8 protein-coding genes and 1 other RNA gene are annotated in these 11803 nt (G+C 44.0%); 8 read left to right on the top strand and 1 reads right to left on the bottom strand.

Annotation, left to right across the window (positions count from 1 at the left end):
• Window positions 1-93: 93 nt before the first annotated feature.
• Window positions 94-494, top strand: an RNA gene (gene rnpB, locus ACFP56_RS07300) — RNase P RNA component class A.
• 73 nt (window positions 495-567) lie between these two features.
• On the opposite strand, the gene ACFP56_RS07295 is transcribed toward rnpB, so the two are convergent.
• Window positions 568-2427: a S8 family peptidase gene (locus ACFP56_RS07295; RefSeq protein WP_379232779.1), complete on the bottom strand. Its 1860-nt coding sequence runs from the start codon at window positions 2425-2427 to the stop codon at window positions 568-570.
• A gap of 149 nt (window positions 2428-2576) precedes the next feature.
• Between ACFP56_RS07295 and ACFP56_RS07290 the strand changes: the two genes are divergently transcribed.
• The 7 genes from ACFP56_RS07290 (at window position 2577) to helD (ending at window position 11744) form a co-directional block, all read left to right on the top strand.
• Window positions 2577-3080, top strand: coding sequence for a YpuI family protein (locus tag ACFP56_RS07290; protein WP_379232777.1), 504 nt, complete (start codon window positions 2577-2579; stop codon window positions 3078-3080).
• A gap of 53 nt (window positions 3081-3133) precedes the next feature.
• Window positions 3134-3346, top strand: a complete 213-nt coding sequence (locus tag ACFP56_RS07285; RefSeq protein ID WP_379232775.1) for a DUF1540 domain-containing protein — start codon at window positions 3134-3136, stop codon at window positions 3344-3346.
• Between the two features lie 5 nt (window positions 3347-3351).
• Window positions 3352-3807 (top strand): hypothetical protein, encoded by a 456-nt coding sequence (locus ACFP56_RS07280; protein ID WP_379232773.1) that lies wholly within the window; start codon window positions 3352-3354, stop codon window positions 3805-3807.
• A 151-nt stretch (window positions 3808-3958) separates the two neighbouring features.
• Window positions 3959-5959 (top strand): stalk domain-containing protein, encoded by a 2001-nt coding sequence (locus ACFP56_RS07275; RefSeq protein WP_379232771.1) that lies wholly within the window; start codon window positions 3959-3961, stop codon window positions 5957-5959.
• 148 nt (window positions 5960-6107) lie between these two features.
• The gene (locus ACFP56_RS07270) at window positions 6108-6893 is read left to right on the top strand and encodes an ABC transporter ATP-binding protein (RefSeq protein ID WP_379232769.1); all 786 of its coding nucleotides are present in this window, start codon (window positions 6108-6110) and stop codon (window positions 6891-6893) included.
• A complete protein-coding gene (locus tag ACFP56_RS07265; protein ID WP_379232767.1) occupies window positions 6866-9460 on the top strand; it encodes a poly(ethylene terephthalate) hydrolase family protein in 2595 nt (864 codons plus the stop codon). Before ACFP56_RS07270 ends, ACFP56_RS07265 begins: the two co-directional genes overlap by 28 nt.
• Complete coding sequence (helD, locus tag ACFP56_RS07260; RefSeq protein ID WP_379232765.1) at window positions 9441-11744, top strand: RNA polymerase recycling motor HelD; 2304 nt, start codon at window positions 9441-9443, stop codon at window positions 11742-11744. Before ACFP56_RS07265 ends, helD begins: the two co-directional genes overlap by 20 nt.
• Window positions 11745-11803 lie beyond the last annotated feature (59 nt).

Raw genomic sequence — 11803 nt, 5'->3', positions numbered from 1 at the left:
AAAATGGATAAAAACCGATCCCTCATTTGAAAATGGAAGAAGTTTAACTATTGAGTTATGCCGCAAAACTCGTTATACTGTAATTTGCATCGGAAAGTTTGACAGACAATCGCTGGCAGCCTTGATGCTGCGAGAGGAAAGTCCGGGCTCCACAAGGCAGGATGCTGGATAACGTCCAGTCGGCGCGAGCCGAAGGATAGTGCCACAGAAATGGACCGCCGATGGCTGAGCAATCAGCACAGGCAAGGGTGGAACCGTGGTGTAAGAGACCACGAGGAGCATGGGTGACTATGTTCCTGGTAAACCCCATCTGGAGCAAAACCGAGAGAACACAGCAGTATTAGCTGCAGCCTTAGCCTGAGGCGTGTTCGGGTGAGTTGCTTGAGCTATATAGCAATATATAGCCTAGATAGATGATTGTCGCTCATTGTGGGAGGGTCGTTCCCGTTATCACCACTACGAGTACAGAACCCGGCTTACGGCAAGCTTTCCAAACGAGCATGGCAACATAATAAGAGCCCGCATTAGCGCTTCTGATATAAGAAGTTCTAATGCGGGCTCTTCTTTTTATTGATTAATGATTTGTTCCAGACGGTTTTTCACTGTTTTGGGATACGTTTGCAGCGTGCCGGCATAGCTGACCGCTGTACTTAACGCCTTCTGCGCATCAATCTCGCCATAGCCATAATATTGATCGTAGCCAGGTTCACCAAGATCGGTAGCGGTTTGACGCATAATCTCCATTACTTCAACATTTGTTAACGATGGATTGACCGATCGAATAAGCCCTGCAAGTGCTGCCACATGTGGAGAAGCCATCGAGGTACCCGATAGTGCCGCATATTGACCGCCAGTATATGTGCTTGCGATCGAATCTCCAGGCGCGACAACGTCTACGTAATCGCCATAATTGGAGAAGGTTGCACGCTCCTTTGAGCTGGTTGTTGCACCAACAGCAAACACTTCAGGATAGGCAGCTGGGTAGCCTGGTCGATTCGTATTGTCATTACCAGTTGCTGCTACGAGCACGACGTCTCTCTCATAGGCATATTTGATTGCCTCATGAAGGAAATCGCCTGACGCGTAGTTGCCGAGGCTCATATTAATGACTTTGGCTCCTTGATCGGTAGCCCAAATAATACCTTGAGCAACACTGTACGTAGAGCCAGCACCAGAGTTGTTTAGTACTTTAACTGGCAATACGGAGTTGAACCAAGTAATCCCTGCGATTCCTTCCTGATTATCAACGGTTGCGCCGATAATGCCGGCGACATGAGTACCATGTCCAAGCTCATCTGCAGCATTGGTAGAGCCGTCGTTCACGTTGTAGCCCTGTAGCAAGCGTTCTTGCAAATCTGGATGATTAAGCTGAACACCAGAATCCAACACAGCAATTACAACATCCTCGCTGCCTCTGCTTATATTCCAGCCCGTTTCAACATGGATGTTGGGAATGTTCCATTGATATCTTGAAAACAAAGAGTCGTTCGGGATGAAGGTTGCATTAGCCTCTTCATTCGTTAAGTAGATATAATGTGGCTCGATAAATGAGATATCCCAATTTTCACGGAAATAAGCGATTAGCTCTTCAGTTTGCATGTTTTCCGATACAAATATATAGGTATCTCCCATTTTCTTTGCACTTGTGCAGTTAATTTGCCCTTTAAGCTCCGATAACTGTGCTTCCGTTAGAGGAGTGGTAAATTTAACGACAACTTCCTTTTCGTAATAATGGCTTACATTGCCATTATCCTCGCCTGTCGTTACGGTAGTATCAACAGTGGAGTTAGGCTTAACGGACTCGACCTTCATCGTTCCTTCTGCTGGATAAGGCACCAGTCGTAAATTTTTGCGTTGATGCTCCTCAACCTGTGGGATGATGGAGGCCTTCACTACGGCCGTAATTTTAACCTCATTTCCAACCTTTGTAATGACACGATATTGATTGTTGTCCTTGCCATAATAGAGCTTGGAGCTATATCGGTCTCCAGGCACATAATAACGCTCTGCTTCTCTCATATAAGACTTCGCTTGTTCTTCCTCAGGTGCAGGATAGTCTCCGACTTGAATTTTCGTCTTATCATGCTCCCAGCGCATATACACATAATGCGGATGGTCGGAGCGAAGTCTCTCGATCGAGGATCTTGCTCGTTTTGCATCCGTAAGTTCAACCAGCTTGTCAATATCAGCTTCGATTTCGCTTAGAACAAGCAGGTCGCTATTGTTCATATCCTTTTGCATAATATTGAGCTTTTGTTCCTCTTCCATAGTAGCGCTCAGTACTTCATGAATGGAGCGCTGCTGCTGAAGCTCAGCTATTTCTGAGGACTCATTTCCATTGTTTCTATTCGTATTCGACTGATGTAATTGCAGCACTAAAAAAATACCTGCTGCTGCACAAATCGGTATCAGCCATTTTTTTGACATGTTCACCACTCCTTTTACCACTTACTGTGTCGTAAATGAATTGAAATTATACAGTTTGGACGTTGAAATAGTACCGTTTTGGACGTATTTATGTTACGATGTATCTTGATATAGTTTTTGGTTTGGAAAATGAAAGGGGATCTACCAACATGCCATCGACTAATGTGAAGTCGCTTAGTGAATCAACTCGTGAGAAGCTAAAAGATGCAATTGAGATTCTGGAAACATTTCTTAATTCACATTCATTGGAGCATCTTATAAGTGAGGAGAAAAAAGAAGAGGATGAAGCGCAATTCTACAAAGGCTTTTTAGCTGATTTGCGTCATCTGCTGGTTTTCTCTGAGGTTTCTTATGAAAAGCTGGGCGTACTTTTAAGAAGACCGAATTTTGATGCGGATTTTGCTGAGCGTGCGCTTTATGAGGTATACCATAATTGTGTGAATGCTTTCTTCTATCCCAAAAATGAATGCTATTCTGAGGATGGACGTTATGCATACACGGGTCAAGATGCGATTCGCTTCCGGTTTAAACCGAAACGCGAGGCAAGAAATGTTATTATGAATATTACGAAATATTATGAAGAACTACGCGATGAGCTTGCTTATTATGAAAGTGACTACATGACACAGCGTCGCATGATGGGAAAAAAATAACGAGAATAAGTCACCTTATCAGCAGGGCAAACTGTTGATGGAGGTGATTTTTTATGCCAAAAGGCGTAGCATGTACTGTGTCGAATTGTAAGTTTTGGGGAGAAAACAATCGCTGTTTTGCAGAAGAGATTCAAATTGAAATTGATGCGCACTCTAAAATGAACTACAAGGAAGAATTTTCAGCAGAATTAGCAGAACCGGGTCATAAGGATGTTGCCAAGCAATCTGCTGAAACGTGCTGCCTAACCTTCGTTCGGAAGGGGTGATCAGGGTGAGCCCACGCTTTTCACGCGGCAATAAAGTTTATCGTGATCAACTACCTGTAACGAATCAAAAAGCGCTGCTCGCTCAAAACGATGAGATCGTACTTCAGCATAAGCCGCTTCCACCGTTAGAGCATGGCGGTGTCAACACTGAAATGGGTGCAGACTTGACCTATGAGGAGCTGCGAGCCGATCAAAACATCCGCTTGTCAAGGTATGATGATGATGGGCATGATGAACGTCCAGCAAATGCTCAATCTGTAGTAAGCTGGTATGTTGGAATAATTGCTCTAGTCGTATCCTTTATCGCATTGTTTGTATGGCCATTTTGGACAGGGGTGTCGGGTTTACTGCTCTCCGTAATGGCTTATAGACAAGGAACACGCGCCATTGCATGGGTATCGGGTACGTTATCGGTTATCGCTATTATAATGTCAGTTTTCGGTTACTTTTATAATTTGTAGAGAAATAATCCGTTTTAGCCTCTGTGCTAAAGCGGATTATTTTTTTCTATGCTAATTTAATGTAGTAATTTATAATTTTGATTAGGACATGTCTGAAACCCGTTCAGTGGCCTCAGAGTTCTCAGACACGCCCTAAGAAGGAGGAGCATACATGAAACTCACTTGGAAATTATTGGTTAATACATGTTTAATTGTATTATTAGTTGCTGCCTACGTGCCGATTAATTCTGTACAAGCTGCAACAACCCACCATTGGAAGCATTATACCCAGGGTGTAGACCTTATGAACAAAGGCAAGTACAAAGAAGCTATCGCACAGCTTAAAGAAGCAGTAAAGCAAACGAAAAATGCGAGCTATTTGAGAAAGCTGGCTGAAGCCTATGAACAGGATGGTCAATTCCAAAATGCAGCCAATACCTATTACGAGGAAGCGTCCATTCATTATCAGCTGGGCTTAAAAAGTGGTGATATGAATACATATTTTGCTGTTATGGCAATGGCAGATGCGCTGAATACTGAAGTAGAGCTGTATATTGAGGATCAGATTCCAATTATGGAGCAGTCAGGCAAGCTGGCAAAGTTTGAGCCTGAGACTGGCATGTACATTGGTGCTTTTATTGAGAAGGACAGCGGTGTAGAAAGTAAAAAGGGAGAGAAATTCGCAGCATTCAACGAATTATCAGGAAAACAGCATGCAATATATTTTAACTATCATCGTTACGGAGCAAATTTCCCTCATATTTGGGCCTCACAGGTAAAGGAAGCAGGGGGCGCGATTCACTTAGCAGTTCAGCCTGAAGGAGGGCTGAGCGAAGTTAAGGATGACGCAGTATTGCGGAAATTCGCGCGTGATGCACAAGCAGCAGGTGTGCCGATTTTTTTACGATTTGCATCAGAAATGAATGGAAGCTGGGTAAAATGGAACGGCAATCCCGCATTGTATATTGAAAAGTTTCGGTTAGTAGCGAAGGTAATGAAGGAGGAAGCACCTAACGTTGCAATGGTGTGGTCACCAGCAGCTAACCCGAAGCGAAACATTCATGATTATTATCCTGGTGACGATGTTGTCGATTGGGTCGGTTTAAGCATTTATTCCGTAAAGTTTTTCAATGGTGATGTAAAGAGCCCAGCTGATCAAGTGAATCCGCTTGATTCATTGGATTATGTATACAACGCATATGCTGACCGCAAACCAATTATGGTTAGCGAGTATGGGGCAACGCATTTTAGCAAGGCAGGCAACACGTCTACGGTTAATTTTGCAATAACGAAAATGAATATGATGTATCATGGAGCAAAATTAAAATATCCGAGACTGAAAAATATTAACTGGTTTAGTTTGAACACGTTAACGGATTCTCATAGTGCAGAGCGCAGTCTTAATAACTTCAGCCTAACAGAAAACAGCTCTGTACTGAATGCATATAAGGCGATGATAAAGGACCCTTATTACTTGAGCAAGGTTCCTTCACTAAATGCGGCACCTGCTGCTTTGAAGCAAAGTGTTGTATCCATTGAAGATCAAGCTGCTCGTGGCAAGCAAGCAACCATTACGGCATGGATAAAAACGTATGATCCATATATTGGGAAGGTTGTCTTCTCAATTGACGGTAAGCAAGTAGCTGAGAAGAAACAATATCCGTATCAATTCAAGATCGACCCGAAAAACTATACGCAGGGCAAGCATAAACTAACGGTCGCGGTGTATGATTCCAAGGGGAGAGTCGCTTCTACCAAACAGGCAACGTTGACAATTGGTGCAGAGGTAGAAGCGCTCAATGCTAATCAAATTGCAATGCATATGAATGAAAAGTACGTGTACACCTCAAAAGGCAAGCTGGAGCTTCCAGTTGCGCCATTTACAAGTCAGGGGCGCACATTAGTACCGCTGCGATTTATTAGCAATGTTCTTGGAGCAGATGTAAAATGGAATGGAACGAACAAAACGATTACAATTAAAGGAAACTCCACGATCGTACTTGCTGAGGGTAGCAAAACCGTTACGGTTAATGGGACTAGCAGTCAATTGGAGGTTGCACCTGTAACCGTTAAGGGTACAACATTTGTTCCACTGCGTTTTGTCAATGAAAAGCTAGGTGGGAAAGTAAGCTACGATAGTAAAAAAGGCAGAATTATAGTATCAACGTCATAGGTGCTTAATATTAAAGTTTAGACAGCAGGCTAACCCCGAGAAATTCGAGGTTAGCCTGCTGCTTTTATTCCATTTCGCAAAAAGTAGTGACGACTCCCCGAACGTGGTAAAATAGGGAAAAGCTTTGATTCACAGGAGGCATATATAGATGATGATTGTTGATATACAGCAGGTACATTGGGAACGTGAAGAACGCACGATCCTTCATGATATTAATTGGCAGATAAACAAAGGCGAGCATTGGTGCTTGCTTGGGTTAAATGGTTCGGGTAAAACATCACTGCTTAATATGGTCAATGGCTATCAATGGCCGACTAGCGGCAAAATAGCTGTACTGGGACATATGTTTGGTACTTATGATTTACGAGAGCTGCGCAAGGAAATTGGCTGGGTCAGCACATCACTGCAGCAAAAGCTGTATGGAAGCGACACGGCGACAGAAATTGTACTAAGCGGTAGAGAATCTTCTATCGGCATCTATGACACGCCTACTCCAGAGGAGAAGCAGCGTGCACTTGCTTGGCTTGAGACATTGAATTGCATGCATCTTGCCAACTCACCATATCGCACGCTGTCGCAAGGCGAGAAGCAGCGTGTACTGATTGCTAGAGCATTGATGAACAATCCTAAGCTGCTTATTCTTGATGAACCAAGTACGGGATTGGATTTGATTGCACGCGAACAGCTGCTTGAAATGATTTCGACCTTATGCAAGCAGGAAAATTGTCCGACTTTAATCTATGTAACACACCATGTTGAAGAAATATTGCCATGCTTTACTCATACACTGCTGTTAAAGGAAGGCCAAATTTTTTCTAAGGGCAGCACGGAGAACGTGCTAACACAAGCGACTATGTCGAGCTTTTACGAGGTGCCGATTCAGCTGGCAAAGGAGAATGAGCGGTATTGGTTAACGATCAAGAAGCTAATGTAGAGATCGCAGCCACTCCAACGTTAAAGGAAAAATGGCTGTCCTGGGTGAAAGGTCGCTTTATGATTGCAAAAGCGATGCCAAGCCGATCCAATCAGGCGGCTCTCGTTGTATTCTTCGCTGGACTTTGTATGGAAATCGCGCTTACGATACCGGGGATACCTACAGGGCTTGGTTTATGGGCGGATTATTTAATTATTGGCACCGTATATATTATATCTGCTGCTACGGTTATGGCAATGATCGTTTTTTTATTTTCGTTCTTTTACTTAAAGCTTATTGCAGGCTGGCTAACAGGTGTGAGCTGTATTCTTATCCAAACATCCGTTATATTACAAAAGAGCAATTGGGGTTGGAAAGCAACGTCTATAATGGCAACCATTATCGTTGCAATTCTGCTGGCGCTGGCCTTGCTCGTTTCCTATCTGTACGCTTATCGGAGAGCCTCTATGCTCACTGTAATGGCTACGCTTGCTTCTTTGTTTTGTATTGTGATGGCTGGAATAGCTGGCAAGTATTATTGGAACGATGTACAGAAGCAAAGATATATCGAGCAATACGCAGCTATATTACTTCAGGATATTGAAAATATGGAAACAGATGGTGCTGGTCCTGATTCGAGGACAGATACGGATACGTCAAAGGATTCCACTAAGGATTCCTCATCCGATGATTCGGATTTGCGTACAGATCATAAGGCTGAGCAACTTATGAAGCTGCAACCGTTGCCCGTCCAGTTAGCAGAGCCTGGCAGCTACTCCTATCAGCATTATCATTATAGTTCTGATCCCACCTGGGAAGATGATGGGAACCCATTAACGATATACACCTCTCCAACAGACGGATCGTCGGTATTAAAGGACTGGTCTTGGACGAAGGAGCTGTATTGGGGATTTACCGAGAAGGAAATAGCGATGAAAGGTCAGCTGTGGATTCCTGATGGAGAGGGTCCATTTCCAATTGTGTTTATTATGCATGGCAATCATCTAAGTGAGGAGGACTCCTCTGATGGCTACGGGTATTTAGCAGAGCTGCTTGCTTCACATGGCATGATTGTGAGCTCGATAGACGCGAATTTCTTGAATTATTCAGTGTGGTCGGGCATCGTTGATGATGATCAGCTTCTGCGCTCGTGGTTGATGCTTGCCCATATGAACAAGCTGCATGAGCAACCGTCGATTGCAGCGGATTGGGATCAGGTTGCTTTAATCGGTCATTCACGCGGTGGGCAGGCTGCTGCCATGGCTGTCGATGCAAAAAAATGGCTCGGAACGGATGAACCTGTGGTCTCGATTCTGGATCAAATACAGATAAAAGCAGTTGTGGCGATAGCGCCAACCGATTACCGGGTTAACAATAAGCTGGCAAATTTGCATAATGTTAATTATTTGACGTTGCATGGCACGATGGATGCTGACTTGACAGAGTCATTCGGAGAGCGCCAGTATGAACGAACGAGATTTACACAAGAAGGACATTTTAAGGCTACAGTAGAAATATACCATGCGAATCATGGACAGTTTAATACCGTCTGGGGAAAATACGATGAGCGATTTCCTGGCGGTCTCGCATTAAACACTGCTGATCTAATGAACGGCAATGATCAGAGGCTTGCTGCTCAATTGTTCATCCATAGCTTTTTACAGGCCAGCTTTACAGGCGAGCCTATCTATGAAGCTGTTTTTCAGGACTTCAGGTCGATAGGAGATCAACTACCTTTAACTGGTTATGTGAGTCGTTACAGCAGCTCAGCAATGAACTATTGGTATGACTTTGAACATATAGCCAAGATTGAGGATAAGCTGAAGTACTACGATCATGCAATGACAGCGAAAGATATCGCCTTAAAAGGCAGGAGCGGTGGAGATAAGCAAAATCGGGTGCTATGGGTAACGTGGAATGAAGAATTCAGTGAGATTGAATTTCCCGTTAAACATCTCAGCGTTGCTGCTCGAAATCAACAGGTCAGTGCGATTGTCGTGTCGTTGGCAAGAGCGGAACGAATGATGGAACCGGATGAAGAAGAAGCTAACAATCAAGGTGAAAATCAAGTGGATCAACCAGAAGGGGACGCTATTGAACATTCGGATGTGGAAGCTGATCGCTCCAAGCAGTTGAAAGCAGAAGCAGATCATGAAACAGCAGCTGATTCGGATTCACCTGAAAACGTGTCTAACCAAGCCGCTGATGAGGAACGACATTCAGATGATGAAGTCTACACTGGCTTGCAGCTTTTATTGAATATAAAGGCTACGCAATGGGGACAGGAGATTGTTGATCTTGAGCCTTATTATCATATCTTGCATCCAGCTGCCCATGATTTCACGAAAATTGATTGGCTCGAGGAAAATATCAAGAAAGGGAAATATGACGTTGCAGTCGAACCTTTACTACAAACTTATATTATACCGATTTCGCTCATTGAACAGCAGCATCCTCGTGATGGCGCATTATTTGCGTCAGATATGGAATCTATTTCATTTATATTCAAGCAAGAGCAGGGCAGTATGATAATAGACGCAATTGGCTATATCACAGAAGGAGGTACTTATGTCGAATATACCAGATGATTATGAGACAGAGCAGCAGCGAGTACATGAAGTAACAGAGCTGATTCGCAATCGCCTGGAGCGAATTACAGATGAAAATGGCGAGATCAAATCTGAGATTGTAGATATAAAGCGTAATTTTTGGGAAGACGTTACGGTTAACTTTGAAGATGCGGCGGAAACAGCAGAGACCTATGCCAGCATGAAGCAGCAGGCAGAGCTGCTGTCTGAACGCGAGCGAAGCCAGCGGCTGCTGCGTGATCAGGTAAAGCTTCTTCATAAGCTCGAAATGTCCCCTTATTTCGGAAGAATTGATATTTCGGAGGATGGAGGTTCTGTCGAAGCCATCTATCTGGGAGTGGGCTCGCTGCTCGATGATCAGAACGATAAATATCTCGTATATGATTGGCGCGCACCGATTTCAAGCGTTTATTACGATTATGGTCCTGGGCCAATCACCTATCGAACTCCGAATGGCGCGATTACTGGAGAAATGACACTGAAGCGGCAATATATTATTCGTTACGGCAAGCTTCTATCCATGTTTGATACGGGGGTAACGATCGGGGATGAAATCCTGCAGAACGTACTAGGCAAGCATTCCGATGCGCAAATGAAAAGCATCGTAGCTACGATCCAACAAGAACAAAATGCGATCATTCGAAATGAGCATGCCAAGCTGCTCGTTGTGCAAGGACCGGCCGGCAGCGGAAAAACCTCGGCCGCGCTGCAAAGAGTCGCTTATTTGCTATATCGCTTTCGAGAATCTTTGACAGCAGAGCAAATCGTCTTGTTTTCTCCGAATCCGATGTTTAACAGCTATGTGTCGACGGTTTTGCCTGAGCTTGGCGAGCAAAACATGCAGCAGACGACCTACGGTCAATATTTGGAGCATCGATTGGGTAAAGCGTTCGAGCTTGAGGACCAGTTTCAGCAGATGGAATATTGCTTGACTGGTTACGATGACCCTGATTACGATACCATTATTTCAAGCATCAAGCTAAAAGGGACTACCGCTTTTATGGAATACATTGATCGTTACGTTCAGCAGCTGGGGCACGCCGGCATGCAATTCAAGAGCATTGTATTTCGCGGGAAGGTGCTAATTTCGAAGAAGAAAATAACTGAAATGTTCTATTCGCTTGATCCAAGCCTGAATATCCCGATCAGACTTCGGGAATTGACAACTCAATTGCTTAAAGAGCTGACAGCACTTAGCAAAGAGGAGCAAAAGGAAAGCTGGGTTGACGAAGAGTTGGAGCTACTTGGCACTGAGCAGTTTGTCGAAGCTTTTCAACAGCTTAAGCGAAAAAAGCAGTACCATGAAAACTCGTTTAACGATTATGAGGCTGAACGGAATTTCCTTGCAGCTCGAATCGTGCAGGAGAAGTTTAAGAAAATTCGCAGACAGGTAAAGCTGCTGAAATATATTGATATGCCGATGATTTATTGCGCGTTGTTTCATCAGGAGCATGCTCCAATAGGCACAACAAATGCGTTATGGCGGTCTATAGCGGCACTGACAGAGGAACGTCTGATTCAGAAGGAAATGCCATATGAGGATGCGACTCCATATCTTTATCTCAAGGAGCGTCTTGAGGGCTTTAGCACCAATACCGCTGTCAAATATGTGTTTATTGATGAAGGTCAGGATTATTCACCTTTTCAGCTCCATTACTTAAAGCGAATATTTCCCCGCAGTCGCATGACGATTGTAGGAGATATCAATCAATCGATCTTTGTTCATGCCAGCACGCAGGACAGTTTTAGTCCGTTCGAGAATTTGTATGGGGAACAAGAGACGGAATATATGACACTGCTCAGAAGCTATCGCTCGACACAAGAAATTATTGAATTTACAGCGAAAATGATTGAGGGTGGAGATCAAATCGTACCATTCAATCGTCATGGGAAAGAACCAGTTGTGACCGTACTCGAATCGGATGATCAATATGATAAGGCGATTGACGAAGTACTGCACGGCTGGCTTAGAGAAGGCTATGAGTCCGTTGCGATTATCTGCAAAACGGCTATGGAGAGTGCTATTGTATATGAACGCTTCGCGGATCGCTGGAAAACACTAAGTCTTATCAATCAAGAGACAGTTACCTTTGAAAAGGGAATTATGGTTATACCAGCTTATCTTGCTAAGGGCGTGGAATTTGACTGTGTGTTAATCTATGATGCGAGCAGTGCAAATTATCATCTTGAAAGTGAGCGCAAGCTGTTCTATACTGCATGCACACGCGCAATGCATGAGCTGCAGCTATTTTCTCTTGGGCAGCCATCGCCATTTCTTGATTAATGAAGTCAGTGGAGCAAGCGGCAGGTTAAGTGTTTGTAAATCCGGCTGCTTGCTCCATG

It is taken from the genome of Paenibacillus septentrionalis (assembly GCF_042659865.1).
In the GTDB taxonomy this organism is placed as follows: Bacteria; Bacillota; Bacilli; order Paenibacillales; family Paenibacillaceae; genus Pristimantibacillus; species Pristimantibacillus septentrionalis.
The sequence above is the reverse complement of the archived record's forward strand: the minus strand, read 5'-3'. Positions and strand labels throughout refer to the sequence as shown.

What these genes read in the sequence shown, in the direction of transcription:
- ACFP56_RS07295 (WP_379232779.1), bottom strand. Translation starts at nt 2,427, where the DNA reads ATGTCAAAAAAATGGCTGATACCGATTTGTGCAGCAGCAGGTATTTTT.
- ACFP56_RS07290 (WP_379232777.1), top strand. Translation starts at nt 2,577, where the DNA reads ATGCCATCGACTAATGTGAAGTCGCTTAGTGAATCAACTCGTGAGAAG.
- ACFP56_RS07285 (WP_379232775.1), top strand. Translation starts at nt 3,134, where the DNA reads ATGCCAAAAGGCGTAGCATGTACTGTGTCGAATTGTAAGTTTTGGGGA.
- ACFP56_RS07275 (WP_379232771.1), top strand. Translation starts at nt 3,959, where the DNA reads ATGAAACTCACTTGGAAATTATTGGTTAATACATGTTTAATTGTATTA.
- ACFP56_RS07270 (WP_379232769.1), top strand. Translation starts at nt 6,108, where the DNA reads ATGATGATTGTTGATATACAGCAGGTACATTGGGAACGTGAAGAACGC.
- helD (WP_379232765.1), top strand. Translation starts at nt 9,441, where the DNA reads ATGTCGAATATACCAGATGATTATGAGACAGAGCAGCAGCGAGTACAT.